Below are 26,314 nucleotides of genomic sequence, written 5' to 3'. Positions count from 1 at the left end.
GAGAGATCCTCCTTCGTGCGATGAAGAGAACACCCGCTCCGATTCGCTCACGGCGCGGCGGACGGCGCCACCGCCAGCCGCTCGAGAAGCCGCAGGTCGCCGGTACGGCTCAGTAGCTTGATTTCAGGACCCCCGTTGCCGAGCCTGGCGTGGGCTCGTTTGGTCAGCGGCCCCACCCGTTCCACCACCAGGGTGAAGTCGGTGGTCAGGCTGCCCTGGGTCTCCATGCGGGCTTCGGCGCTCGCCCGCGGAGGAAGCTCGACCTCGATGTCGCCGGTGCTCGTTTCGAGCCGTGAAGGCCCGTCGGGTGCGACAGGATGAAACGCCAGTCGCACCGCTCCGCGATCGGACCGCACCGCCACGGCTCCACTGCCGCGCAGCCGGATCTCGCCGGTCGACGTTTCGGCCGCAAGGGCCGCCGCGAAGCCGCGCGCCTCGACGAGCCCGCTTCCGGTGCGCAGCGAGAGCGGCGTGTCCGCTGGCACCAGGATCGCGAGATCGGCGCGGCGCGACGGCCCCTCGGGCGACTTCGAGGGACCGGGCTCGACGACGCGAACCCGCCAGCCCTTGGCTTCCGCCACGAGCTCGATCCGCAGAGCGTCGTCAGCCTCGGCGCGTTGGAGGACGGCGTGTACCGAGAGCTCGCCCCGCCCTCCCGTCCGCACGCGAAGATCGCCGTAGAGGTTCTCGACGGACACGGAAGCACTCGCCGCGAGCTTCTGATCCAGATCGGTCCGCTCGATCCGCCATGGGTCAGCCGCCGCCGTCGGCTCCACCCCTTCCAGCAGGCCCGCACCACCCGCCCAGATCATCAGGAACGCCGAGACCAGGGGAGAAAGTACCCGGACCACGGCCACGCCTCTCGGCCGAACGCATCCCACGATGGACAACCCGATGGCCTCCCACGCACGCATCGCAGGGCTCCCAGCGGAGGACCAAGTGCTCCGTCCACGACAATGCGCGGCGAAGAGAAGACCAGGGTGGACGCGCGTATCGAGCCTCAACTCGCGGCCATCAGCCGCTGCCGGGTGTAGGCGATCAGACCGCCGGCGTCGATGATCGCCTGGCGAGCCGCCGGCAGCGGAATCACCGCGAACTCCTTGCCGGAGGCGTGGTTGAGCACCTTGTCGGAGTGAACCTCGAGCTCGTCGCCCTCCTCCGCCTCGAGGTCCGGCGCCGTGACGATCGAGAGGCCGAGGTTGATCGCATTCTGCAGGAAGATCCGGGCGAAGCCGCGCGCCACGATCACCAGGTCGTAGCCCTTGAGGCAGGAGGCGGCCTGTTCGCGCGACGAGCCGCAGCCGAAGTTCTTGCCGCCGACGATCACGCTTCCCGGCGGTGCCAGCTTCGCCTTGAGGAGGCCGTTGAGCTCGGCCAGGTCGGCGAAGGCGAACTGCGGCGTCTCGGTGGGCAGCACCGTGGCCATGTAGCGGCCCGGATAGATCACGTCGGTCGAGATGTCGTCGCCGAGCTTCGCGATGACTTTGGCCATGGTCAGGCTCCCTTCCGCGGGTCGGTGATGACGCCGGCTACCGCCGAGGCGGCAGCCACCTCGGGCGAGCAGAGGTAGACCTCGGACTTCGGGTTCCCCATGCGGCCCTTGAAATTCCGGTTGGTGGTGGACAGCGCGACCTCGTTGTCGCCGAGCGCTCCTTCGTGCACGCCGAGGCAGGGGCCGCAGCCGGAGTTCATCACCACGGCGCCGGCCTTCATCAGGGTCGACACGTAGCCGAGGTCGATCGCCTGCTGGTAGATGCGCGACGACGCCGGGAAGACCAGCATGCGCGTGCCGCGCGCCACCTTCTTGCCGGCGACGATCCGCGCCGCTGCCGCGAGGTCTTCGAGCCGTCCGTTGGTGCAGGAGCCGATGACCACCTGGTGCACCTTGACGCCGACCACCGCGTCGACCGGCTTGACGTTGTCGACCGTGTGCGGACAGGCGATCTGCGGCGCGAGGGTCGACGCGTCGACGACGAGCGTCCGCTCGTACACCGCGTCGGCGTCGGGTTGCACGAGCTCGAGCGGTCCGGTGACCCCGGCGACCTCGCGCAGGTAGCGCACCGTCTCCTCGTCCCCCGGCACGATGCCGGCGGTCGCGCCGGCCTCGACGGTCATGTTGCAGAGCGTCAGGCGACCGGAGGTCGACATCTTGCGGATCGTCTCGCCGTGCAGCTCGATGACCCGGTAGTTGGCACCTTCGGCGCCGAGCGTGCCGACGAGGTGGAGGATGAGGTCCTTGGGGCCGACCTCGGGCGCCAGCTCGCCGTTCACCACGACCTTGATGGTCGGCGGCACTTCGATGTTCAACGCCACGCCGAGCGTCCAGACGCTCGCCATCTCGGTGGCGCCGATGCCGAAGGCGAAGGCGCCGAGGGCGCCGTGGCTGGTGGTGTGCGAATCGGTGCCGACCACCACCGCACCCGGGAGGACGTAGCCGTTCTCCGGCAGGATCTGATGGCAGATGCCACCCTCGTCGCCGCGCACGTCGTGGAACTTGGTGATGCCGTGGGCGCCGACGAATTCGCGCACCTTCTTCTGGTTGCTCGCCGTCTTCGGCGACTCGGCCGGCACGCGGTGGTCGAAAATGATCGCGATGCGCGACGGATCCCAGATCTTCGGCTCGCGGCCGGTGCCCTGAAACACTTCGAGGAACTGGTTGAGCACCAGCGCCGCGTTCTCGTGCGACATCGCGAGGTCGACCCTGGGCTCCAGGACCTCCCCCGCGCGCGCGGCAGCACGGCCCGAAGCGCGGGCCAGGATCTTCTCGACGACGGTCATCCCCATGGTGGCTCCTTGTTCCCTCCATTGTCGTCCTCAGCGAAGCGAAGGACCTGGGAGGGGGCTTTCGTGAAATCGTCCCGCCCACCGAGGTCCTTCGCTTCGCTCAGGATGACGAGAGGCAGGCGACACGAACAGCTGGATCCTTACACGACTCCCTTCGCCTTCAGCTCCGCCGCGGCAGCCGCGTCGATCCCGAGCTCGCCGAGCACCTCTTCCGTGTGCTCGCCGAGCGCCGGCGGCGGCGCCGTGATCGCCCCCGGCGTGGCCGAGAGCTTGGCGGTCAAGTTGAACAGACGCACGTCGCCGATCTCGTCGTCGACGTGGACGGTGGCGAGCGTCTGGCGGTGTTCGACCTGTGGCTGGGCCAGTGCCTTGCCGAGCGGCAGGATGTCGCCCGAGGGCACGTCGCGCGCGTTGAGCGCTTCGACCCAGCGGGCGGTCGGCTGCTCGGCCAGCTTCGCCTCCAACAGCGGGGTGAGCGCACGCCGGTTCTTCTTGCGTTCGTCGCGCTCGGCAAAGCGGGGATCGGTCTTCAGGTCCGCGACGCCGAGCACCTCGGTGACCGCTTCCCACTGCTCCTGCTTGTTGGCGGCGATGTTGATGAACCCGTCACCGGTACGGAACACGCCCGAGGGCGCCGCGGTGAAATTGTCGTTGCCCATCGGCACCGGATCCTGGCCGCCGATCAGCAGGTTCGCCGCCACCCAGCCCATCAGCGGCATGATCGAGTCGAGCAGCGCGACGTCGATCGCCTGCCCCTGCCCGGTCCGCTCGCGATGGAAGAGCGCCGCCATCACGGCGAAGGCGGCGTTCAGCCCGCCCACCGTGTCGCAGACCGGGAATCCGGTGCGCAGCGGATGGAGCCGCTCGTCGCCGTTGACGTCCATCTCGCCCGAAAGGCCCTGGATGATCTGGTCGTAGGCCGGCTTGTCGGCATCCGGCCCGTCCTTCCCGAAGCCGGAGATGCCGCAGTAGACGAGCCGCGGGTTGATCGCCGCGAGCGCCTCGTAGCCGAGCCCGAGCCGCGGCATCACGTCGGGACGGAAGTTCTCCACCACCACGTCGGCCGTCGCCACGAGACGCCGGAAGATCTCCTTGCCCTCCGGCGCCTTGAGGTTCAGCGTCAGCGACTTCTTGTTGGCGTTCTGCGCCAGGAAGCTCGTGCCCATCAGGCGCTTGTTGTACTTCGGCACGTTGCCGAGGACGCGGGCGAGGTCGCCCGCCTTGGGATTCTCGATCTTGATCACCTCGGCGCCCAGCAGCGCCAGGTGGAGCGTGCAGAACGGCCCCGAGAGGACGTTGGTGAGGTCGAGCACGCGAATGCCGGTGAGCGCACCCATGTCAGGACCTCGCCATCGCGGCCGGCTCGGGGATCGCTCCCGCGCGATAGACCTTCCCCGGCATCTCGCGACCGAAGCACGCCGCCACCTCGCGCGCCATCGCGATCAGCGCCGCGAGGTCGATGTCACGGCGGAGCCCGCCACGCTGCAGGGCGTGGACGAGATCCTCGGTGCAGGTGTTGCCGCCGGCCACCGCGGTGAACGGACAGCCGCCGAGCCCGGCGACCGAGGCCTCGAACGAGGTCACCCCGGCGGCGAGCGCCGCGTAGCAGTTGGCGATCGCCAGGCCGTAGGTGTCGTGGAAGTGGCAGGCGCACTCGACGTCCGGGGCGAGGGACCGCAGCTCGCCGAACATCGCCGTCACGTCTCCCGGCGTCGCATGTCCCGCGGTGTCGGCGAGGCTCAGGTTGCGCAGGCCGGCGTCGACGAACGAGCGCGCGATCCCGATCACGCGCTCGCGCGGCACCGGCCCCTCGTAGCCGCAGCCGAAGGCCGACTGCACGGAGACCTGCACCTTGCGGCCGGCGGCCTCGGCGGACCTGGCGATGGCGAGGATCCGCCGCGTCGCCTCGTCGATCGACATGCCGGTGTTCTTCCGGCTGTGCGTCTCGCTCGCCGAGACCCCCATGCAGAAGAGCTCGACGCCGACGGCGAGCCCGCGTTCGAGCCCTTTCTCGTTCAGCACCAGCCCCGAGAGCACCGGCCCACCTGCTGTTGCCGCGCGCCGGGCGGTGAGCTCGGCGAAGAGCCGGTCGGTGTCGGCCATCTGCGGGACCTTCTCCGGATGGACGAACGAGCCGATCTGGATGAGATCGACGCCGGAGCCGAGCAGGCGGTCGATCCAGGCGAGCTTCTGCTCGCTCGGCACGACCTGCTTTTCCATCTGCAGGCCGTCGCGCAGGCCGACCTCGTGGAGGAGGATCTTCGCCGCGCCCGTCATCGCAGGGCTCACTTGCCCGCGGCGATCTTGGCTGCGACCGCCTCGCCCATCTCGAGCGTCCTGGCACCGCCGCCCATGTCGTAGGTGCGCACCTTGCCGTCGGCGATGACCGCCGCCACGGCCGATTCGAGGCGCATCCCGAGCTCCTTCTCGCCCAGCCAGTCGAGCATCATCTTGGCGGCGAGAATGGTGGCGATCGGATTGACCTTGTACTGGCCGGCGTACTTCGGCGCCGAGCCGTGCGTCGGCTCGAAGACGGCGAGCTGGTCGCCGATGTTGCCCGAGCAGCCGAAGCCGAGACCGCCCACCATCTGCGCGCAGAGGTCGGAGATGATGTCGCCGTAGAGATTCGGCGCCACCAGCACGTCGTAGTTGAACGGGTTCTTCAGCAGCCACATGCAGATGGCGTCGATGTTGGCGTCGTCGCAGGCGATGTCGGGGAACTGCGCCGCCACCTTCTTCGCCTCTTCGAAGAAGAGCCCGTCGGCGGCACGCACCACGTTCGCCTTGTGGACGATCGTCACCTTCTTGCGGCCGTGCGCCCGGGCGAACTCGAAGGCGGCGCGGACGATGCGCTCGGAGCCCTTGCGCGTGTTCACCTTGCAGGAGATCGCGTACTCCTCCGGCGCAAGGCCGGCGAACGGCTTGAAGGCCGGGGCCAGCGCGGAGAGCGTCGTCGCCAGCTCCACCGGCACCGGCGAGAACTCGACCCCGGAGTAGAGGTCCTCGGTGTTCTCGCGGAACACCACGAGGTCGATCCCCTCGCGGTGGTTCAGCGGATTGCCGGGGTAGGCCTTGCAGGGACGCAGGCAGTTGTAGAGGTCGAAGCTCTGCCGCATGCGGACGATCGGCGAACGGTACTTGAGCCCCTTGCCGCGCAACTCCGGCGCCAGCTCGGCCTCGGCGTCCTTGACCGGCTTCGAGGTGATGGCGCCGAACATCGCCGCGTCGACGCGGCCGAGCAGCTCGACCGTGCGGGCCGGCAGGGCGTCGCCTTCCCGGCACCAGAACTCCCACCCGATGTCGCCGTGTTCGTATTCGGCGTCGAAGCCGAGGGCGTCGAGAACGATCTTGGTCGCTTCCAGGACTTCAATCCCGATCCCGTCTCCGGGAAGCCAGGCGATCTTGTATTTGGCCATGACGAGCTCCGATCTCTCCGGCGCACGAAGGGCGCCGAAACAGGTTGTTCCACCGGTGGCAAGCGTATGGTCGCCGCGGGGGGGCGTCGCCACCCGGCCGGGCGGGGTCCTCCGCCACGTGCGACGAAGCCGCCGGTCGCGCCAGCGGCGCGGATCCGGGCGGGCTATCCTTCGACCGGCGGCTCGGCCGCCCGGCATGGAGGCTCCGATGCAAGACAGCGATCTCGTCCTGCCTGCACCCCTCGCGTCGCGCGATGCGGGCGGGCGCGAGCTCCTCGAGTGGCTCGACGCGACGATCCACGAGGCCCGGGAGCTCGTCCGTCTCGAACAGGACCCGGGTGGCGCCGAATCGCGCGTCCCGGATCGGCTCGCCGCGGCCTTGCCCCTCGCCCTCGGCACCGATGGCATCGCCTCGGCCGAGGTGCTCCGGCGGCTGCGCGCCGTGCTGCAGGCGACCCCGTCGTCTTCGAGCTGGCGCTTCGTCAACCAGCTCTTCGGCGGGCGCGAGCCTGCCGCCATCGCTGCCGAGATCCTGGCCCTCGTCCCCAACATCTCGATGTACACCTTCAAGGCGGCCGGGGCGCAGATCCTCGTCGAGCGCGAAGTCCTGCAACGCATGGCCGAGAAGGTCGGGCTTCCCGGCGCCGAGGGCTGCTTCACCCCCGGCGGCTCGATCGCCAACCTCGTCGCCCTGCTGCTCGCCCGGAACGCCGCGGACCCCGCGAGTCGCGACGGCGGCGCGGGCGCTCTCCCGCTGACCGTCTACACCTCTGCCGAAGCGCACTATTCGGTCCCGAAGAATGCCGGGATCGTCGGCATCGGGCGACATCGCGTCCGGGCCGTCGCGGTCCGGGAGGACGGGACGCTCGACCCCGGGGCGCTCGCTGCCGCGATCGCTGCCGACCGCGACCGTGGATTCGTGCCGGCGCTGGTGAATGCCACCGCCGGCACGACGGTGCGCGGGGCCTTCGATCCGATCCGCCCGATCGCCGCGATCGCGCGCCAGCACGGCGCCTGGCTGCACGTCGACGGCGCCTTCGGCGGCAGCGTGGCGCTCTCCTCCACCCATCGCCACCTGCTCGACGGCAGCGAGCTCGCCGACTCGTTCACCTGGGACCCACACAAGATGATGGGCGTGCCGTTGCAGTGTTCGGCGCTCATCGTGGCGCGTCCGGGGGCACTCGCCGGAAGCCTCGACGAGACGGCCGACTACCTGTTTCAGGCGGACGAGGAGGCGCTCAATCCCGGCCACCGGTCGATCCAGTGCGGACGGCGCAACGACGCCCTCAAGCTCTGGGCCGCCTGGCTGCGGCTCGGCGACCGCGGATGGGACCAGCGCCTCGCCCGCCAGCTCGGGCTGGCCCGCCGCGCTGCCGAGCGGATCGCCGCCGATCCGGAGCTCGAGCTGGTCGAGGAGCCGCCGTCGATCAACGTCTGCTTCGTGGTCCGCGGCGCGCCGAGCGACGCGGTCTGCGATCGCCTCGACCGCGACGGACGTCTGAAGATCGGCCACGGTGTCGTGCGCGGAACGAGGGCGATCCGGCTGGTGTGCGTGAATCCCGACCTCGAGGACGCCGACCTCGCCGCGATCCTCGGCGAGATCAAGGCCGCCGGCCGCGAGCTGCGCCGCGGCTAGGCGCCCGCCCCACCGCGGTGGAACGGGCGCCCTTCCCGGGTCCGCCCTCAGGGCTTCGGCGCCGCCGGTGCCGGCTCGGGGTTGCTCCAGGCGTGCTCCGGCCGCGCCAGGATCGCGTCGATCACCGCTTGGACGGCGGCGGCCTCCGCCGTCTTCCCGTGCTCGGCCGCCTCGCGGGCGATCTCCCGCGCTTCCGGAATCAGCGACTGGTAGAAGCGATCGGCCACCTCGTACATCCCGTGCCAGTGCGTGTAGTCGGGCGCCATCATCGAGGCGCCGTGCCGTGCCCGCCGGCCTTCGTGGTGCCAGAGGAAGTACCAGTCCCATTCGATGCGTTCGTCGAATTGCTTCTTGGTGATCAGCCCCTGCTTGCCGAGCTCGTCCATGATCGCCTTGCCCGGCTTGGCGAACTTCTCGTTGTAGAGCACGACGAGGTCGTCGTACTGCCGGTAGAACGAGTCGACGTAGCTCGGGGCGTGACAGGTCGTGCAGACGAGCTTCATCCGATCGCGCTTGGCGCCGGCAGTGTCTCGGACGACGGCAGCCCGCTTGGCCGGATCGGTCTCGGTGACGACCCGGTGCGCCGCATCGGTGTCCATCGCCTGCGAGATCGGCGGTCGATTCGTCCAGGAGATCCGCTCTCCCGGGTCGTGCGTCACCGCGAGACCGCTGGCATTGGCCGACATGTGGCAGGTCGCGCAGGTCGGCGCGGCGGTGTAGTCCTTTCCGAGGACCCAGGTCTTGCCGTCGAGCTTGAGGCTGTCCTTGAGGTCACGAAAGGCCACACCGTGCTTCGATTCCTCGTAGATCTCCTTCTGCGGGTGATCCGGCCCGAGATGGCACTTGCCGCAGTTCTCCGGCTGACGGGCCCGGCGGGCCGAGAAGTCGTGGCGGCTGTGACAGGCCGCGCAGGAGCCGAGCGAGCCGTCCAGGTTGAGGCGACCGATCCCCGTGTTCGGCCAGCTGCCGGTGGAGAGCAGCGGCCGACCGTTCGCGTCGCGGGCGATCCGCGCGATGGCGGCGAGGTTCGTCGGTGCGCCGTCCTTCCCAGGCTTGAAGTCGTCGACGGTGAGCAGTCCGCCGTCCTTGGCCTGGATCGCCACCTTCGCCCCGTGACACTGTTGGCACCCGGACTGGGCCGAGGCGAGCCCGTTGACGGAGGGCGAGAGGTCGCGACCTGGCGTCGGCGAGTGCGGATTGAACGGGACGCGGGAACCCTCGACGATCTCGGCCAGGTAATTGTCGAGCGAGGCGAGAATGTTGCCGGCCTTGGCGTGGTGGCTTCCCTCGAACTCGACGTCCTCCTTGTCGTGGCAGCGCGCACAGTCGCGCGGCGTGACCACCACGGCGATCGTGGCGTCGTGGTGCTCGAAAGCATCGGGATCCCCCGGCGCAGCCTGATGGCAGTCGAAGCAGGCGACTCCTGCCTTGGCGTGAGCGCTGCCCTGCCAGTGCCCGACGATCCCCGGGCTGCCGTCCTCGTGGCAGGCGATGCAGTCACGGGAGCGCTCGACTCCCGCCGGGCTGGGAGCGGTCGCGGCCACCTGCGCGACGCCGACCAACAATCCGACGGCGACGACCCACGCCGTCCGTCCCTGCCAACTCGATGCAGTCATGGAAAGGCCCTCCTTGGTCATCTGCGGCTGGACATATAAGACCATGAGACCTTGTGGTCGTCAAATCTCTATTGCGGCCTCGAAGCGCTGCGACCCCCTCGGCATTCGGCGAGCTCTTGGCTCCTACGACAGCTGACGCGCACTTCGACCGTGTTCGCGATCGCCGTCGCGGACCCAACGTTTCTCCCCCAACTCGTCGAGGCCCACCGCCGGTGCCAACGCATCGCCGTGCGCCTCCGCGACGCCTCCGGCCAGCAGCGTCGACAGCAGATCGCTCCGGAAGACCGCGGCGGCGGCAAGCGGCACGCCGAGACCACCCGCCAGACCGGTCATGGCGCGGAGATAGGAAACCAGAGGCCGCCCCCCCTCGACCTCGAGGCGCCGCTCGGGGGCCAGGATCAGGCGGCTCGGCGACAGGTGCACGAGGGACTCGATGCAGACCGGCGCGCGCCCCAGCTCGCCGGCGGCGATGCGAAACCCTGCGCGGCGGAACTGGCCGGTCTGGACCTGGTAAGCCGGGTCTCCGACGAGCAGATCCGCCGGCAGGACGAGCTCGATGCCGCCGCGCCTGGCTGGCTCGCTCGCCACCAGGGCGAGCCGGATCTCCTCCATCTCGAGCGCCTGCCGCGGCAGGGCCACGGACACCAACGGAGCGGGCTCGCCGCTCCAGGTGGCGACGACATCTCGGGCGAGAGCGGCCGACTCCATCATCCAGGCCGCGAGCGGCGCCACGAGCCCGCGGCGCTCGGCGAGCGGCATGAACGTTTCGGCCGTCAGACAGCCGAGCTCGGGATGCCGCCAGACCGGCTGCAGCACGAGGCCGGTCAGATCGTGTCCCGCCAGAGTCAAGCGGGGCGCGAAGCGTGCTTCGAGCTCGTGCTCTTCGATCCCCCGGCGCAAGCGCGTCTCGAGGCTCAGGACCTCGAAGGTCCGCAGGTTGAGATCGGCACCGAAGAAACGGAAGCAGCCGCCACCCGATTGCTTGGCGAGGTACATCGCCGTGTCGGCGCGACGCAGGAGCTCCTCCAGGCCCCGCCCGTCATCCGGCAGGATGGCGATTCCGAGGCTGGCTCCGAGCTCGAAGGTGGCGCCCGAGGCGACGATCGGCACCGAAAGCGACTCGAGGCACTTGCCGGCGATCCTCCCGGCATCCTCCGGGTGGCGCAGCCCAGGGAGCACGAGGACGAACTCGTCTCCGCCGAAGCGCGAGACCGTGTCGCCGTCGCGCAGCGTGCCGGCCAGACGACGCGCCACCGCCTGGAGCACGTGATCGCCCACGGCGTGGCCACAGCGATCGTTGATCGCCTTGAAGCGATCCAGGTCGAGCAACACCAGGCCGACCTTGCGACCGGCGCGCTCGGAGAGGCGGGCCGCCTGCTTGACCCGGTCGGCGAGCAAGAGCCGGTTCGGGAGCTCGGTGAGCGGATCGTGGTGCGCGAGGAAGCGGATCCGTTCCTCGCTCTGCTTGCGCTCGCTGATGTCGGAGAAGATCCCGACGTAGTGGGTCAGCTCACCACCGGCGTCGCGGATGGCTCGGATCGACAGCCACTCGGGATAGACCTGCCCGCTCTTGCGCCGATTCCAGATCTCGCCGGCCCAGGCGCCGTCGGCTGCCAACGCCTGCCACATCGCCGCGTAGAACGCCTCGTCGTGCCGGCCCGAGGCGATGATTCGCGGATTCCCGCCGAGCACCTCGGCCGCCGTGTACCCGGTGATCTCCTCGAATCCCGCATTGACCGAGACGATCGAGCCGGCACGATCCGTGATCACGATCCCCTCCGCCGCGGTTTCGAAGACCGCGGCGCCGAGCCGCTGGCGGAGCTCGGCCTCGCGGCGCAGCGACACGTCGATGGCGACGCAGATGGCGGCGACGACCTCGCCGTTCGCCAGCACCGGCGCCACGAGGTTCTCGAAACAGACCTCCTCTCCCGAGGGCAGCACGACGATCGAGTCGAAGCGATCGGTCCGTCGCTCGACCCACACGCGGTCGAGCGCATCGCTCCAGCGGAGCTTGTGACCTTCGCTCAGGTAGTCGAGCAGGCAGGTGCCGATCACCTCCGAGCCGGGCTCGTCCGTCGGCGTCCGGTTCATCCACTCGATCGTGCCGTCGCGCTGGAGCACGACGATGATCGCCGGCGAGTGGGTGACGAGCGCACGCCAGCGAGCCTCCGAGGTGCGCAGCAGGGCCTCCGCCTGGGCTCGTTCGGTGATGTCGGTGATGAACCCTTCGAGCCAGGCCACCTCGCCGTTCGCCCCGGCGATTCCCCGGCCGCGCTCCCAGACCCGCCGCTCGCACCCGTCGCTCCGCCGGATGCGATAGGTCATCTCGAACGGTCTCCCGGCGGCCAACGCCTCATCCACGGCCGCCCGGACCTCGTCCCGGTCCGCGGGGTGGATCAGCTCCTCGTAGCTGAGCAGGCGGTTCTCGACCAACGACTCGGCCGGGTAGCCGGTGAGCGCAGCCACGCCCTCGCTCACCACCTCCATCGTCCAGCCCGCGTCGTTGCGGCAGCGATAGGCCATCCCGGGCAGGTTCGCGAGCAGCGTCGCGAGCTGCAGCTCGACGGCGGGACGACGGCTCCGGACCCCGCGTGCGGCGGACGGCTGGTGGCCTTCTGGACCCTGTTTCGGCGGCACTTCGGGCCCCCCGACTCGATGCCTCGTCCAAGCGGATTTTCCGGATCATGATAACTCCGCCGGGGTCACCGGGCCCTTCCCCCACCCGAATGGGTCTGTCGCTTCGCGTCGCTGCCGGATAGCGTTCGCTCCTTCGGGAGCTTCGCCATGACCTCCGACTCCAGCCGCCGACTCGCCGAATTCGACCGGCGCCATCCCCGCTACCGCGACACCTCTCCGCTCGACGAGCTGCGCCGGCGCGAGTACTCGCGCCTCGACCGCGAGCAGCACGTCTATCTCGACTACACCGGAGGCGGCCTCTACGCCGACTCGCAGATCCGCCGGCACATGGAGCTGCTCCTCACGCAGGTGCTCGGCAACCCGCACTCGTCGAACCCGACGTCCGCCGCGGCGACCATGCTGATCGAGAGCTGCCGGGCCCGCATCCTGCGCTTTTTCAACGCACCCGAAGAGGAGTACGCGGTGGTGTTCACCGCCAACGCCAGCCACGCGCTCAAGCTGGTCGGCGAGTCCTACCCGTTCCAGCCCGGCGACCGCTTCCTGCTGACCTTCGACAACCACAACTCGGTCAACGGCATCCGGGAGTTCGACCGCGCCCGCGGAGCCCACACCACCTACATCCCGGTGCTGCCTCCCGATCTGCGCGCCGACGACGCCGCGGTCGCCGACGCGCTCGAACGCCACCGCACGGGCCGACATCACCTCTTCGCCTTCCCGGCGCAGAGCAACTTCTCCGGCGTGCAGCATCCTCTCGAGTGGGTCGGGCTCGCCAAGAGCCTGGGGTGGGACGTGCTGCTCGACGCCGCAGCGTTCGTGCCGAGCAACCGGCTCGATCTGACCGCGATCAAGCCCGACTTCGTCGCCATGTCGTTCTACAAGATGTTCGGCTATCCGACCGGTGTCGGCGCCCTGATCGCTCGCCGCGAAGCGCTTGCCAAGCTTCACCGTCCCTGGTTCGCCGGCGGCACGATCACCGTCGTGTCGGTGCAGGCCGACCGCTTCACTCCGGCGACCGGCGAGGCGGCGTTCGAGGACGGCACGCTCAACTACGCCATCCTGCCAGCCGTCGAGCACGGGCTCGAGCTGCTCGAACAGGTCGGGGTCGAACGGATCCACCAGCGCGTCGCCTGCCTCACCGGCTGGCTGATCGAGGAGCTTGTCGCCCTTCGCCACCGCAATGGCGAGCCGCTCGTCCATCTCTACGGGCCGACGACCACCGAGCGCCGCGGCGGCACGGTGACGATGAACTTCTACGACCCGGCAGGGCACTTCATCGATCACGCGCTGATCGAGGAGGAGGCGAACCGGCGCCGGATCTCGCTGCGCACCGGCTGCTTCTGCAACCCCGGCGCCGGCGAGCTGGCACTGGGACTGTCGAAGGGCGAGATCGTCAGCTGCTTCCGTCGCACCCACCAGGCGATGACCTACGAGGAGTTCCGGCGCTGCATCGACGACAAGTCGACCGGCGCGGTCCGCGTTTCGCTCGGACTCGCCAGCACCTTCGCCGATGTCGAGGCCTTCCTCGACTTCGCCCGCGGCTTCTGCGACTGCCCGCGAGCCGACGAGCTCAGCCGGCGCCTGGCCGAGTCGGCGGCGGCGGCCGGCTGAGCCGCACGCTCGGCGAGAGCGATTCGCGTCCGCCTCGGCGACCGGCTAGGATCGCCGCTCAGAACGGGACGGACCGGCCCCCGCCGACTCCACCGTCCCCACGGAGGTGTCGATGACGCGAAGGTTTGCCGTTGCCGCGATGCTGTCGCTCTTGGGGGCGACTGTCGCGCTGGCCCAGGATGCACCTCGCCCGCGACCGAAGAGCCCGGACGACATCGAACGGCTCTCGACCGACCAGGTCAAGCAGGCGCTCGCTTCCGGCGATGCGGTCCTCGTCGACGTGCGCGACCCCGGGGTCTACGACCAGGAGCACGCCAAGGGAGCCCTCTCCTACTATCGGTACAACAGCGGGAAGGCCGGCCCCGAGCTTCCGAAGTCGAAGCTCATCATTACCTACTGCACTTGACCCGCCGAGAACTCGAGCGCCCGGGTGGCGCTCCTGCTGCTCGACCAGGGTTTCCCGCGTGTCGCCGCCCTCCGCGGCGGGCTCGCCGCATGGAAGAGTGCCGGTCTCGCCGTCGAGGCGAGTCCGCCGGCCAACCCGTAGCGGCCTCGTTCGTCCTCGGGACGGCGGCACCGCATCGGCGGTCGCTGCCGTCCTGAGTCCTCCCCTCCCGCGAAATGACGTGAGTTCCGATGAACGGCTCATCCAGCCGGCCAGGGTGACTCGCGTCGGCGACCACGCGCACCAGTCCCTCGAGGTCCGGCTCAACGTCGAGGGAGGAACACCTCATGCCGGGTGCTCGCAGGGTCTTGCTTGGTCTCGCTGCTTGGCTCCTCGCCGCCGGATCGACACGCGCCGCCGCACCGCCGGTCGAGCTCGCTCCGGGAATCGACCTCCTCGTCCCGGCAGGCTGGAGCGTCGCCCCCCGCTTCTACTCCAACGCGGTCGAGCTCCTCGGGCTGCCCGAGCAGCGAGCCTCCGAATACCGCTCCGCCTGGGACACTCCGGGGCTCGACACCTGGACCGCGCGTGCCGTGGCGATGGTCGAAGTCCGGCGCGATGCCGCCGACGCCGAGAGCCGCCTTCTCGCCCTGGCCGGGAGCGGCCGCGGCGAGGTCGTCTGGAGCAGCGTCGGCGGCTGGCCCGCGATGCAGCGGACGACCGACGGCACGCTCTCGCCGAAGCCTCGCCTCGAGCGCGTCCGCGAGGTGCCAGCCACCTTCGTGAGCGTCGCCGTGGCCGTCGGCGCGCGGATCGTCCATCTCGAGATCACCCTCCCGCGGGGCGACGCGGAGCGGCTCGCCGATGCCCAGGCGATCGCCGCCGGCCTGCGCTTCGCCGCGCCGGGATCCGGTGACGCCACAGCGGCCGCTCTCGAGCGTCTGCGCCGCGCGCCGGTCGACGACGGACCGCGACCCGCCGGCTTCGCCGCCTCGGCGGCCCCGCAGCAGGCGTCGTCGGACCTGGGCACCAACGTCTACGCCCAAGGCGGCGCCGAAACGGAGATCGTCGCCTCGGCCGACGGCGTCCACGTCGTCGTCGCCTCGCAGAACAACCTGCGCACCTCGCACGACGGCGGGCAGAGCTTCACCGTCTCGAATTCCATGCCGTTCTCGAACTTCGGCGACCCGTCGCTCGCGCTCGGCCAGAGCGGCGCTTTCTACCTCGCCGGCATCAACAACACGGCCGGCTGCGGCAATTTCGGCTGCGCCACCGGGATCGCCCGCTCCACCGACAATGGCCAGTCGTTCCCTTTTCGCGCCAACGCCGTCACCTGCCCGACGTCCGGCGGCGGCGCCTGCTTCCCCGATCAGGAGCACCTCGCCGCCGACCGGTGGAACGCCGCACCGGGCGGCGACCAGGTCTATTCCGTCTGGCGCAACTTCACCAGCGGCGAGTTGCCGACGATCGTCTGCTCGCAGGACGGCGGCCTCAACTGGACCGCACCGGCCACCGTCGACGCCGCCGGAAAGTGGGCGCGCGTGGCGGTGGGCGGGGACGGATTCGTCTACGTCGTCTACGCCGACGACCCCAACGGCTCCGGCGACATCCGCCTGCACAAGTACAGCTCGTGCGCCAGCGGCCTCGTGCCGCAGGCCGGCTTTCCGGTGACGGTCTTCGCCAACTACGACGGCGTCGCCTGCCCCGTCCCCGGCCTCGACCGCTGCAACCGCCGCAACACGCTCGCCAGCTATACGCTCGCGGCCGACGACACCAACCCCTCCCACCTCTATCTCGCCTTCGCCGAGAACGACGGCTCCGGCGAGGACGTGCTGGTGCTGGACTCGACCGACGGCGGCGCCACCTGGCCGCGCTCGGTCGCTGTCAACGCCGCATCCAACGCGCCGCGGTTCATGCCCTGGCTCTGCGCGATGAACGGCACGGCGCACGTCGGCTGGTACGACCGGCGGAGCGCGACGGTCGCCAACAACGACCTCACCGCCTACTTCCGCGGCAGCGCCTCGGTGATCGGCGGCAACCTCGTCGCCGGAGCGGAGGTCAACGTCTCCGGGGTCGGCGACGCCTCGTGCGGAGCCGGCTGGCCCTGCGCCACCGACCAACAGAGCGACGCGGAGAGCTGTTCGATCCAGCCGCAGCTCGCCGGGATCTGCCAGGACGGCTCGGGCGTCAGCTCGACCAACCAGCGTTGCGACTTCACCACCGGCCCGGCCTGTCCCTCCGGAGAGTCGTGCAGCATTCGCCGCGGCTGCCCCAAGTACGGCGACTACACCGGCATCGCCTGCGGCGGCGGCTACGTCTTCGTGACCTGGGCATCCGCGACGCCACCGGCCGGCGTCACGGCGCCGGGAGGGATCAACACCTTCGTCGGCGTCGACCGCATCGGGGCCGCTCCCGACCTGCAGCTCACGCTGACCGACGCTCCCGATCCGGTGATCGCGTTGCAGACCTACGCTTACACCCTGTCGGCGAACAACCTCGGCCCGACGCTCGCCGCGGGCGTCACCCTGGCCGATCCGCTGCCGCCCGGCGTGACCTTCGTGTCGATCGCCGCGCCGGGTTGGAGCTGCAACACACCGGCGGTCGGCGCCAACGGCCTGGTGAGCTGCTCGCTCGGCGCCCTGGCCAGCAACACCGCCGCCTCGCCGATCACGCTGACGGTGCGCGCACCGGATGCCATCACCACCGTCTCCAACACGGCCACGCTGGCCGCGTCGACGACCGACCCGACACCGGCCGACAACGTCCGCAACGTCACCACCACCGTGATCTCACCCGCCGTGCTTTCGGCGACCAAGGAGCTGACCAGCTCGGGTCCCTATGCGCAGTACGCGGCGGTCCGCTACCTCGTCACGATGAGCAACGCCGGACCCGGGGCGCAGTTCGACAACCCCGGCGACGAGTTCGTCGACACCCTGCCGGGGACCCTCGACCTGCTCGCCGCCAACGCATCCGCCGGCACGGCATCGACCGGCGGCGGCACGGTCCACTGGAACGGCAAGATTCCGGCGGGTGGGTCGGTGGCGATCACCATCGATGCGGCCGTTGCCGTGGCCTCGCACCAGACGATCGCCAACCAGGGACAGGTCTCCTTCGACGCGACCGGCGACGGGGCCAACGACAGCACGGCACCTTCCGACGACCCGACCGTGGGTGGGACGAGCGATCCCACCGTCTTCGAGTCGCTCTCCGTCATCGAAGTCCCGACACTCGGCGGCGCCGGGCGCCTGCTGCTGGGAATGCTCCTGCTCGCCGGAGCGGCCTGGGTCCTGGCGCGACAGCGGGGCTGAGCCCGCCGCGACGATCCGGGAGCTCGCTGCCGTGCGAGCTCCCGGATCGCTATGATCGCCGGCGGACCGACCGACGGGAGCGCACCGTGAACCCAGACGACTTTCTCGCCGACCTCGCCGTCGAACGTTCGGTGGCCATCCTCCGCACCGGCGATCGCGACGTCGCCGCCGAGGCGATGGAAGCCGCCGTCCGCGGCGGTTTCCGGATCCTCGAGTTCACGCTCGGCATCCCCGGCGCGTTCGACCTCGTGCGCCGTTTCTCGCAGCGTCCCGGGCTCGTCGTCGGAGTCGGCACCGTGCTGACGGTCGCCGAGGTCGCCGAGGCCGCGGGCGCCGGCGCACGCTTCGTCGTCTCGCCGGTGGTCGACCCGGCGGTCGTGCGCTCAGCGGTCGAGCGTGGCCTCGCGGCGATGCCGGGGACGCAGACGCCCACCGAGATGCTCACCGCCTATCGCGCCGGTGCACCGCTGCAGAAGCTCTTCCCGGCTCCCGGGACCGGTCCGGCCTACGTCAGCGCCTGCCTCGCACCGCTGCCGTTCCTGCGACTGGTGCCGACGAACGGCGCCGACCGCGACAACTGCGCCGCCTACCTGCGGGCCGGAGCCTTCGCCGTCGGCTTCACCTCGCCGCTCTTCGACGCAAAGGAACTGGCAACCGGCCGCTTCGACCGGGTCGAGGCTCGCGCCCGCGAGTTGCGCGCCGCGGTCGCGGCAGCATAAGTGCTCAGAAAAAAGGCTCTTGAAGGCTTTCTTGCCAAGATGCTTGACTAATCATTTATTGTCCGATAATCTTCTTCCCGTGGAAAGGTCACCGACCCCTTTGCAGCAGGAGATCCGACAGAACCGCCCCTTCCGTTCGGTGGGCCACGCGGCGGCCGTCGGCCTGCTGCGCACCGCCGACCATCTCCGGCGCCAGCTCGCCGCGACGCTCGAGCCGCACGGCGTGACAGGTCAGCAGTACAACGTGCTGCGGATCCTGCGCGGCGCCGGGGAGGCCGGCCTGCCGACCCTCGAGATCGCGCAGCGGATGATCGAGCAGGCGCCGGGAATCACCCGCCTGCTCGATCGGCTCGAGGCCAAAGGGTGGGTCGAGCGCTGGCGCTGCCGGGAGGACCGCCGCCAGGTGCTCTGCCGCATCTCGAGCGCCGGCCTCGACCTGCTCGCCGCCCTCGACGCGCCGGTCGCTCGGGTCGACGAGCAGTGCGTCGCCGCGCTCTCCGCCGCCGAACGAACGCAACTCGTGGACCTTCTCGATGCCGTGCGCGGACACCGCCGCGGCACCGCGCCCGCCGACACGCCGACACCCGGGGCCACCGCCCCGAATCCAAACCCCGAGAGGAGAACCTCGTCATGAGAGCTCATCGCATCGCCGCCGCCACCATCCTCGCCCTCGCCGCCCTCGCCGCCCGACCGGCCGCCGCCACGACCTACGGTATCGACAAGGGGCACTCGAACGTCGACTTCAGCATCCGCCATCTGGTGGGCAACGTTCGCGGCGCCTTCAGCGACTTCGACGGCACCATCGTCATGGACGCCGATCCGACCAAGTCGTCGGTGGAATTCACCATCCAGGCCAAGAGTATCGACACCGGCAACGAGCAGCGGGACAACCACCTGCGCTCGGCCGACTTCTTCGATGTCGAGAAGTTCCCGACGCTGACCTTCAAGTCGAGCGCGATCAAGAAGACCGGCGACAACGCCTACCAGGTGACCGGCACGCTCACCATGCGCGGCGTCGCCAAGGAGATCACCCTGCCGGTGACCTACCTCGGCGAGGTCAAGGATCCGTGGGGCAACACCAAGGCCGGTTTCTCGACCACGACCAGCCTCAATCGCAAGGACTTCGGTGTGAGCTGGAACAAGACGCTCGACCAGGGCGGCTTCCTCCTCGGCGACGACGTCAAGGTCGAGATCAATCTCGAGGTCGGCGCCAAGAAGTAACCGCGTTCCGACGCGGGTGCGGGAACGAGGCCGGCGAGATCGCCGGCCTCGTCGTTTTTCTGGGCTCAGCTCTCGCCCGCGCCGATCGCTTCGAGCGCCGGCCGGTCGACGAGGAGGAAGCCGTCGCGCCGCGTCCGGACGATGCCGCCCTTGCTCCAGCGGCTCATGATGCGGATGGCGGTCTCCACCGTCGTGCCGACGAAGTCGGCCAACTCCTGACGCTTCAAGCGCAAGGGAATGAACGTCCCCCCGGCCGTCGGAGTGCCGACCTCCCCGGCGAGCTTCAACAGCAGGCGCGCCAGTCGCGACTCGACACGTCCGCTGCCGAGCTCGGCGAGACGATTGGTGAGCTGGATCTGCCGCAAGGTGAGGCCGGCCAGCAGACCGCGCACCATCGACGGATGCTCCTCGAGAAGCGCGTAGAAGGCGTCGCGCGGCAGCAGCAGGCAGGTCGTCGGCTCGGTGGCGACCGCGGTGGCCGGGAACGGGTGACCCTCGTAGGCGGCGAGCACGCCGAGCGGCTCGCCAGCGCCGAAGAGCTCGAGGATGACCTCCTTGCCGGCGGCGGTGTTCTTGACGACCTTGACGTGGCCCTGGACGATGGTGATGAAGTGGCTCGACGGATCGCCTTCGGCGAAGATCGTCCGCCCTTCTCCGTAGCTCCGCACCTGCGCCAGCTTCGCCAGGCGTGCTCGGTCCTCGAGCTTCAACCGCCGGTAGATCTCGCTTCGCGCGAGCCAGTCGTCGACGCTGCCGAGCATGCACGCATGCTAGCGCGCCTCCCCGGCCACCGCTCCCTGGACAGCCCACCGCGCCGATGCGACAATACAGAAGTCATTCGTCGGCGTTGCGCGCTCCCCACCGACGACGCCTCCTCGCGTCGTCGCTCGGCTGTCGGGGCCGCGGGCGAGCTCCGGGACGCCGGCACCTTTCATCAGGAGGGTGAGGCATGGGCAACGCCCAGACGAACGGCTCGACCCCTTGCGGCGACGAGCGCGCCGTCCAGGTCACGGTCACCGTCATTCGCAAGGAAGGGGCGATCTCGGTCGTTCCGGACACCGTGACGATCTACAAGGATGGGGGTCCCGGAAGGTACCTGCGGGTCTGCTGGACGATCACCGGGATGGTCGAGGGCGACACGCTGACCTTCGAAGACAAGGGGACGGAACAGCCGGACTACTTCCCCGCCATGCCGCGAACCGTCGCGTACCCGGAGAGCGCCGTCAGCAGCGGGAATCCTGCGCTGACGGGTACGTGGACCTACTCAGTCGTTGTCAAGGACAAGACCGGCAAGACAGTCGCTATCAAGGACCCCAAAACGATTACAGTGCCAGGACCTTGATACCGAACACCTAGCTTCCACTTCGAGCTCTCAGCGAATCAGAAGCTACTAGCTCTCGGAACTCAGGGAAGCCGCGAAGGCTGGAAAGCTCGCTCTCTTGACGAACGATGTCCCGCGAAAAGCCCAGATCTACGGCTTTGCGAAGGACATCCAGCGCTTCCGTGGGGTGAGCGCAGAGGGCGTATCCGATCGCTAGGCTGTGTAGTTCCTGGGCGGCAGGAGGAACCTCCCGTCCAATCCTCGTCGCTTCGTCAATCGCGAGATCACAGCGGTTGGCCTTGGCTGCGATCAAGACCCGATTGACTCTCAGGTCGATGTCGCGAGGTGAGCCAACCAGCCCTGCGTCAATTCGCGCCAGGGCATTTGAGTACGCAGCTCGAGCTTCTCGCTCTCTTCCTACTTCGAGCAGCAGATCGCCGAGGTTGGTCCAGTTGTTGTAGCTTTCAGAGTCCAGCTCAATGGCTCGCCGAAAGAGCCCCTCTGCTTTCACCCATTTGTCTTTTCGGTTGGAAAAGAAGTACGCAGTTCCGATGTTCCCCGCAAGCGTCGCATCCTCCACGGGCGAGTCAAGCGCTTCGAATGCAGCGATGGCCTGATCAAACCGACCCTGTTGGGAGTACATCGCGATTAGGTTGATGTGCGGCAGGGTGACCTGGCCTGGAGCCCGCGCAACTCCCTGTCGAAACGCCTCCTCAGCCTCGGCGTAACGCCCGATCCGTGACAGGAGGTTCCCGAGCCAGTTCCAGTTCGCCCAGTCGCTCCCGCCGATGGCGACCGCAGCTCGCAGGCAGCGCTCCGCCTCGACCAGATTGCCGGCTTGCACCCAGCTCGCCGAGAGCTCGCGCTGGACGACGTCGGGCTTCGGGTGGTGCGACAGCGACTCCTGGAGGAGCGCGATCGAGCCCTGGACGTCGCCCTTCGACCGCAGCACGCGCGCCAGGGCGACCTGGGCACCCGGCAGATCCGGATCGAGCTCGAGCGCGCGCCGCGCAGACGCTTCCGCCTCTTCGAGATCACCCTTCTTCCGGCCGCCTTCGGCATAGCTCCGATAGAGCATGTCCGAGAGCCCGACCTGCGCCAGCGCAAACGCCGGATCGACCCGCAGCGACTGGCGGTACATCTCGATCGCCTTGGGGATCGCCTTCGGGTCGTTCGGCGCACGCGACTGCCGGAAGCCCCGGAGGAAGTAGTCGTAGGCCTGCAGCGATCGCGTCAACTGCCGCGCCATCCGCTCGCGCTCGCGCTGCGAGAGCGGCACGGCCAGGATCTCCGAGACCTGACGCGTCATGTCGCTCTCGAGCTCGCCGAGCTCTTCGCCTTCGGTCTCGAAGCTCCCGGACCAGAGGATCATCCCCAGCGCCGTGTCGGTCAGCCGGAGATCGATCCGCACCTTCGGCGCCGCGCTCTGCATCTCGCCGGAGAGCAGGGCGGTGGCTCCCAGCCGGCGTGCCGCCTCGAGCGTCTCCTGCGGGTCGCCACCCGTCGGCATCGTCCCCTGGTCGAGCACCTGGACCCCGGTGAACTCCGAGAGCCGCGTCAGCAGGCCGGAGCGCAAGCCCTTGGCGAGATAGTCCTTGGCGGGGTTCCCGGTGAGGTTGGCGAACGGCTGGATCGCCAGCACACTCACCCCGGAGGCGGAGGGCGACTCGCCGCGTTCCTGCCAGGCGCGCCAACCCTGCCAGCCCCCCCAACCGAGCCCGGCAATCGCGGCTAGCGCAGCCACCACGACTCCCGCACGCAGGAGACTCCGCGTCGGGAGCCGCAGCTTCGGGCGAACCCTCTCGGCCTTGCCGGGTTTCTCGGCCTTCGCCAGCCCGCGTGCGCCGAGCTGGTCGCCCCAACCGCGGAGCGCCGCCGCCACCTCCGAGGCGCTGGCGTAGCGCTCGTCCACCGACTTGGCCAGGCAACGCCCGAGGATCGCGCGCAGCGGGCGCGGCAGCTCCTCGCGCTCGAGATCCGGCGTGTCCCGCAGGATCGAGGCGATCTGCGCCCCCAGGCTGTCGCCGCCGAACGGCCGCTTCCCCACCGCCAGCTCGAACAGCAGCACGCCGAGCGAGAACAGGTCCGTCCGGTGGTCCACCGGCTGCCCCTCGAGCTGCTCCGGAGACATGTACGGCAGCGTCCCCAGCACCATCCCCGTCTGCGTCATCGACTCGCCCGCCGTCGCCAGACGCGACCCGTCCCGCGACTCGCCGCTCGCCGCTTTCGCCAGACCGAAGTCGAGGATCTTCACCTGACCCTCGTCGGTCAGCATCACGTTGCTCGGCTTCAGGTCGCGGTGGATGATCCCCTGTGCGTGCGCCGCCGCCAGCGCCTCGGCCAAGGGCACGGCGATCGACACCAGACGCTCCGGACCCAGCCCGCCCGGCGCGATCAGCCGATCGAGCGGACGCCCGCGCACCAGCTCCAGCGTCAGGAAGTGGAGGCCGTCCACCTCCTCCACCGAGTGGATCGTCACGATGTTCGGATGGTGCAGCGCCGCCACCGAGCGCGCCTCGCGACGAAACCGCTCGAGCCGCTCCGGTGCCGTCGCCAGCTCCGGCGGCAACACCTTCAGCGCCACCTTCCGACCCAGTCGCTCGTCACGCGCCACGTACACCTGACCCATCCCGCCCTGGCCCAACAGCTCCAGCACGGTGTAGTGGCCCACTCGACGACCGATCAGATCCGACACCCGTTCCCCCAGCTCGTCAGCCACGCGGTTCGCCCCGTGATGCTATGCCATGCCGATGCCAGAGCGCTGCGCCCGACGCACCCTGGCCGAGGAATGGAGCACGTGGCGAAGGTGAAGGGTGCCTCGAACCCCGCGGACGGAGATGCACGAGACCGCCGGCTCCGGGAGCGTGGAGGACATGAGCTCTCCTCTTGAATGGCTAGCGTTGCTTGGCAGCGCCTGTCTCGGGGGAGCCTGAGGTCCTGGGCGTCATGAGCTCACGAAAACTCGGCGAGCTCCCGAAGGCTTGCCAACTCCGACTCGCGGCGCACGATCTCCGCGGAGAAACCCAGAGCCACAGCTTGCCTCAGCATCTCGATCGCATCTTTGGATCGGCCGCAAAGCGCATAACCGATCCCGAGGATGTGGAGCTCCTCCGCCATCGGACGGGACGCCTTACGTGCCTCGACGGCCTGTTCGAGTGCGACCCCACATCGCCCGGCCTTCGCCGCGTACTCGACGCGAAGGACTCGTAGCCCGTGATCGGTCGGGGCTCCCGCCAGCGCGGCCTCCACCTGCTCGAGCGCCTTTCCATAAGCCGCCTGGGCCTCCGATCGCCGACCGACCTCGACGAGGAGGTCGCCGAGATTCATCCAGACACCATCATTCTCCGGAGCGAGCTCGGTCGCGCGGCGGAAGTAGTGCTCAGCCTTCTCCCACTTGTCACCGCGATTCGAGAAGAAGTATGCCGTACCGATGTTTCCCGCGGTCGTCGCATCCTCGATTGGGGCTTTGATCTGTTGAAAGGCGACGAGAGCATCTTCGAAGCGTCCCTGTTGGCTGAGTGTTGCGATCAGGTTCTTCGCCGGCAGCGACATCTGACCCGGCGCACAGGCGGCGCCCTGGCGAAACGCTCGCTCGGCCTCGGGGTATCGCCCGACCCTGAACAAGAAGCTCCCGAGCCAGTTCCAGTTCGCCCAATCGCTCCCGCCGATGGCGACCGCAGCTCGCAGGCAGCGCTCCGCCTCGACCAGATTGCCGGCCTCCACCCAGCTCGTCGAGAGCTCGCGCTGGACGACGTCGGGCTTCGGGTGATGTGACAAGGATTCCTGCAGGAGCGCGATCGAGCCCTGGACGTCGCCCTTCGACCGCAGCACGCGCGCCAAGGCGACCTGGGCACCCGGCAGATCCGGGTCGAGCTCGAGCGCCCGCCGCGCGGACGCTTCCGCCTCTTCGAGATCGCCCTTTTTCCGGCGGCCTTCGGCATAGCTCCGATAGAGCATGTCCGAGAGCCCGACCTGCGCCAGCGCGAACTCCGGATCGACTCGCAGCGCCTGACGGTACATCTCGATCGCCTTGGGGATCGCCTGCGGGTCGCTCGGCGCACGCGACTGCCGGAAGCCCCGGAGGAAGTCGTCGTACGCCTGCAGCGACCGCGTCAACTGCCGCGCCATCCGCTCGCGCTCGCGCTGCGAGAGCGGCACGGCCAGGATCTCCGAAACCTGACGCGTCATGTCGCTCTCGAGCTCGCCGAGCTCTTCGCCTGCGGTCTCGAAGCTCCCGGACCAGAGGATCATCCCCAGCGCGGTGTCGGTCAGCCGGAGATCGATCCGCACCTTCGGTGCCGCGCTCTGCATCTCGCCGGAGAGCAGAGCGGTGGCTCCCAGCCGGCGTGCCACCTCGAGCGTCTCCTGTGGGTCACCGCCCGTCGGCATCGCCCCGGGGTCGAGCACCTGCAGCCCGGTGAACTCCGAGAGCCGCGTCTGGAGCGCAGAGCGCAACGTTCCAGCGAGTCCCGCTCGCGCCGGATTCCCCGTGAGATTGGCGAACGGCTGGATCGCCAGCACGCTGACGCCGGTGGCCACCGGCGACGGCGCGCGGCCCGGTCCGACGCGCCAAGCCTGCCAGCCGACGAGCGCGGCGAGAGCGAGGCCCGCGACGCCGACGCCGACGCGGAAGAGCGCCTTGCGTGCGTGCCCAGGCTTGCCAGGCCCCGGCTCGTTTTCCCCGCGCGCCGAGGGCTCGCGCACCGCGATCTCTGCGCCCCACTGACGCAGCGCCGTGACCACTGCCGACGCGTCGGCGTAGCGTGCCTCTGCCGACTTGGCGAGACAGCGACGGAGAATGTCCCGCAGCGAGCGCGGCAGCTCGGCACGGTCGAGGTCCGGCTCGTCCCGCAGGATCGAGGCGACCTGTGCCCCGACGCTGTCGCCCCGGAACGGACGCCTCCCCACCGCCAGCTCGAACAGCAGCACCCCGAACGAGAACAGGTCCGTCCGGTGGTCCACCGCCCGGCCCTCGAGCTGCTCCGGAGACATGTACGGCAGCGTCCCCACCAGCCGTCCGGTCGCCGTCATCGAATCGCCAGAGCTCGCCGACGGCAGGTCGTCGCCCAACTCCCCGGCGAGCGCCTTGGCCAGACCGAAGTCGAGGATCTTGACCTGACCCTCGTCGGTCAGCATCACGTTGCTCGGCTTCAGGTCGCGGTGGATGATCCCCTGCGCGTGCGCCGCCGCCAGCGCCTCGGCCAGCGGCACGGCGATCGACAGCAGGCGCTCCGGCGGCAATCCGCCCGGCGGGATCACCCGGTCGAGGGGACGCCCCCGCACCAGCTCGAGCGTCAGGAAGTGGAGGCCGTCCACCTCCTCCACCGAGTGGATCGTCACGATGCTCGGATGGTGCAGCGCCGCCACGGCACGCGCCTCGCGGCGGAAACGCTCCAACCGCTCCGGCGACATCGCCAGCTCCGGCGGCAGCACCTTCAGCGCCACGCTCCGACCGAGCTGCTCGTCCTGCGCCGCGTACACCTGACCCATCCCGCCCTGGCCCAACAGCTCCACCACGGCGTAGTGGCCCAGTCGATGCCCGATCAGCTCCGACACGCTGTCCTCCTGACACCCGGTCGCACGATTCGACGCGTCATGCTATGCGATCGAGGTGACCTCCTGTTGGATTGGAAGGACCTGCGGAGGGTCGTGCCGAAGGCGAG

At 69.5% G+C, this 26,314-nt stretch carries 19 protein-coding genes; 8 read left to right on the top strand and 11 right to left on the bottom strand.

Features of this window, described 5'->3' with window-relative positions; all coding sequences use genetic code 11:
- Positions 1 to 47 precede the first annotated feature (47 nt).
- The 6 genes from IPJ17_11975 to IPJ17_11950 form a co-directional block, all read right to left on the bottom strand.
- Entirely contained in the window at positions 48 to 851 is an 804-nt protein-coding gene (locus IPJ17_11975; GenBank protein QQR72244.1) for a hypothetical protein, read from the bottom strand.
- Between the two features lie 149 nt (positions 852 to 1,000).
- Positions 1,001 to 1,492, bottom strand: coding sequence for a 3-isopropylmalate dehydratase small subunit (gene leuD / locus IPJ17_11970; GenBank protein ID QQR72243.1), 492 nt, complete (start codon positions 1,490 to 1,492; stop codon positions 1,001 to 1,003).
- 2 nt (positions 1,493 to 1,494) lie between these two features.
- Positions 1,495 to 2,784, bottom strand: a complete 1,290-nt coding sequence (locus tag IPJ17_11965) for a 3-isopropylmalate dehydratase large subunit (GenBank protein QQR72242.1) — start codon at positions 2,782 to 2,784, stop codon at positions 1,495 to 1,497.
- Positions 2,785 to 2,924: 140 nt separating this feature from the next.
- Positions 2,925 to 4,121: a CoA transferase gene (locus IPJ17_11960; GenBank protein QQR72241.1), complete on the bottom strand. Its 1,197-nt coding sequence runs from the start codon at positions 4,119 to 4,121 to the stop codon at positions 2,925 to 2,927.
- Position 4,122: 1 nt separating this feature from the next.
- The gene (locus IPJ17_11955) at positions 4,123 to 5,073 is read right to left on the bottom strand and encodes a hydroxymethylglutaryl-CoA lyase (protein ID QQR72240.1); all 951 of its coding nucleotides are present in this window, start codon (positions 5,071 to 5,073) and stop codon (positions 4,123 to 4,125) included.
- Positions 5,070 to 6,200, bottom strand: coding sequence for an isocitrate/isopropylmalate dehydrogenase family protein (locus tag IPJ17_11950; GenBank protein QQR72239.1), 1,131 nt, complete (start codon positions 6,198 to 6,200; stop codon positions 5,070 to 5,072). The genes IPJ17_11955 and IPJ17_11950 overlap by 4 nt, the downstream gene beginning before the upstream one ends.
- A gap of 208 nt (positions 6,201 to 6,408) precedes the next feature.
- Here IPJ17_11950 and IPJ17_11945 point away from each other — a divergent pair, with 208 nt between their 5' ends.
- Positions 6,409 to 7,836: an aminotransferase class V-fold PLP-dependent enzyme gene (locus IPJ17_11945; GenBank protein QQR72238.1), complete on the top strand. Its 1,428-nt coding sequence runs from the start codon at positions 6,409 to 6,411 to the stop codon at positions 7,834 to 7,836.
- A gap of 47 nt (positions 7,837 to 7,883) precedes the next feature.
- Here IPJ17_11945 and IPJ17_11940 read toward each other — a convergent pair whose 3' ends face one another.
- Both IPJ17_11940 and IPJ17_11935 read right to left on the bottom strand, forming a co-directional pair.
- Entirely contained in the window at positions 7,884 to 9,452 is a 1,569-nt protein-coding gene (locus IPJ17_11940) for a hydroxylamine oxidoreductase (protein QQR72237.1), read from the bottom strand.
- A gap of 123 nt (positions 9,453 to 9,575) precedes the next feature.
- Positions 9,576 to 12,089, bottom strand: coding sequence for a diguanylate cyclase (locus tag IPJ17_11935; protein ID QQR72236.1), 2,514 nt, complete (start codon positions 12,087 to 12,089; stop codon positions 9,576 to 9,578).
- A gap of 147 nt (positions 12,090 to 12,236) precedes the next feature.
- Between IPJ17_11935 and IPJ17_11930 the strand changes: the two genes are divergently transcribed.
- From IPJ17_11930 to IPJ17_11905, 6 genes are all read left to right on the top strand, one after another.
- Complete coding sequence (locus IPJ17_11930; GenBank protein ID QQR72235.1) at positions 12,237 to 13,697, top strand: aminotransferase class V-fold PLP-dependent enzyme; 1,461 nt, start codon at positions 12,237 to 12,239, stop codon at positions 13,695 to 13,697.
- A gap of 112 nt (positions 13,698 to 13,809) precedes the next feature.
- Positions 13,810 to 14,103: a rhodanese-like domain-containing protein gene (locus tag IPJ17_11925; protein ID QQR72234.1), complete on the top strand. Its 294-nt coding sequence runs from the start codon at positions 13,810 to 13,812 to the stop codon at positions 14,101 to 14,103.
- A 326-nt stretch (positions 14,104 to 14,429) separates the two neighbouring features.
- Positions 14,430 to 17,390 carry a DUF11 domain-containing protein gene (locus tag IPJ17_11920; protein QQR72233.1) on the top strand — a complete coding sequence of 987 codons (2,961 nt, stop codon included), beginning with the start codon at positions 14,430 to 14,432 and terminating at the stop codon, positions 17,388 to 17,390.
- 86 nt (positions 17,391 to 17,476) lie between these two features.
- Positions 17,477 to 18,109 carry a 2-dehydro-3-deoxyphosphogluconate aldolase gene (locus IPJ17_11915; protein QQR72232.1) on the top strand — a complete coding sequence of 211 codons (633 nt, stop codon included), beginning with the start codon at positions 17,477 to 17,479 and terminating at the stop codon, positions 18,107 to 18,109.
- Positions 18,110 to 18,188: 79 nt separating this feature from the next.
- Entirely contained in the window at positions 18,189 to 18,743 is a 555-nt protein-coding gene (locus IPJ17_11910; protein QQR72231.1) for a MarR family transcriptional regulator, read from the top strand.
- A complete protein-coding gene (locus IPJ17_11905) occupies positions 18,740 to 19,330 on the top strand; it encodes a YceI family protein (GenBank protein QQR72230.1) in 591 nt (196 codons plus the stop codon). Before IPJ17_11910 ends, IPJ17_11905 begins: the two co-directional genes overlap by 4 nt.
- A 65-nt stretch (positions 19,331 to 19,395) precedes the next feature.
- On the opposite strand, the gene IPJ17_11900 is transcribed toward IPJ17_11905, so the two are convergent.
- A complete protein-coding gene (locus tag IPJ17_11900) occupies positions 19,396 to 20,091 on the bottom strand; it encodes a Crp/Fnr family transcriptional regulator (protein ID QQR72229.1) in 696 nt (231 codons plus the stop codon).
- Between the two features lie 188 nt (positions 20,092 to 20,279).
- Here IPJ17_11900 and IPJ17_11895 point away from each other — a divergent pair, with 188 nt between their 5' ends.
- Positions 20,280 to 20,672, top strand: coding sequence for a hypothetical protein (locus IPJ17_11895; GenBank protein ID QQR72228.1), 393 nt, complete (start codon positions 20,280 to 20,282; stop codon positions 20,670 to 20,672).
- Positions 20,673 to 20,682: 10 nt separating this feature from the next.
- Here IPJ17_11895 and IPJ17_11890 read toward each other — a convergent pair whose 3' ends face one another.
- Positions 20,683 to 23,370: a protein kinase gene (locus tag IPJ17_11890; protein QQR72227.1), complete on the bottom strand. Its 2,688-nt coding sequence runs from the start codon at positions 23,368 to 23,370 to the stop codon at positions 20,683 to 20,685.
- 233 nt (positions 23,371 to 23,603) lie between these two features.
- Complete coding sequence (locus tag IPJ17_11885) at positions 23,604 to 26,207, bottom strand: protein kinase (protein ID QQR72226.1); 2,604 nt, start codon at positions 26,205 to 26,207, stop codon at positions 23,604 to 23,606.
- Positions 26,208 to 26,314: the final 107 nt, after the last annotated feature.

It is taken from the genome of Holophagales bacterium (genome assembly GCA_016699405.1).
Classification (GTDB): domain Bacteria; phylum Acidobacteriota; class Thermoanaerobaculia; order Multivoradales; family JAGPDF01; genus JAAYLR01.
Note: the sequence above shows the minus strand (reverse complement) of the source record. Positions and strands in the feature narration are given on the sequence as shown.

Coding starts and splice junctions, on each gene's coding strand:
- IPJ17_11930 (QQR72235.1), top strand. CDS start 12,237: ATGACCTCCGACTCCAGCCGCCGACTCGCCGAATTCGACCGGCGCCAT.
- IPJ17_11920 (QQR72233.1), top strand. CDS start 14,430: ATGCCGGGTGCTCGCAGGGTCTTGCTTGGTCTCGCTGCTTGGCTCCTC.
- leuD (QQR72243.1), bottom strand. CDS start 1,492: ATGGCCAAAGTCATCGCGAAGCTCGGCGACGACATCTCGACCGACGTG.
- IPJ17_11950 (QQR72239.1), bottom strand. CDS start 6,200: ATGGCCAAATACAAGATCGCCTGGCTTCCCGGAGACGGGATCGGGATT.
- IPJ17_11895 (QQR72228.1), top strand. CDS start 20,280: ATGGGCAACGCCCAGACGAACGGCTCGACCCCTTGCGGCGACGAGCGC.
- IPJ17_11945 (QQR72238.1), top strand. CDS start 6,409: ATGCAAGACAGCGATCTCGTCCTGCCTGCACCCCTCGCGTCGCGCGAT.
- IPJ17_11900 (QQR72229.1), bottom strand. CDS start 20,091: ATGCTCGGCAGCGTCGACGACTGGCTCGCGCGAAGCGAGATCTACCGG.
- IPJ17_11965 (QQR72242.1), bottom strand. CDS start 2,784: ATGGGGATGACCGTCGTCGAGAAGATCCTGGCCCGCGCTTCGGGCCGT.
- IPJ17_11960 (QQR72241.1), bottom strand. CDS start 4,121: ATGGGTGCGCTCACCGGCATTCGCGTGCTCGACCTCACCAACGTCCTC.
- IPJ17_11940 (QQR72237.1), bottom strand. CDS start 9,452: ATGACTGCATCGAGTTGGCAGGGACGGACGGCGTGGGTCGTCGCCGTC.
- IPJ17_11905 (QQR72230.1), top strand. CDS start 18,740: ATGAGAGCTCATCGCATCGCCGCCGCCACCATCCTCGCCCTCGCCGCC.
- IPJ17_11925 (QQR72234.1), top strand. CDS start 13,810: ATGACGCGAAGGTTTGCCGTTGCCGCGATGCTGTCGCTCTTGGGGGCG.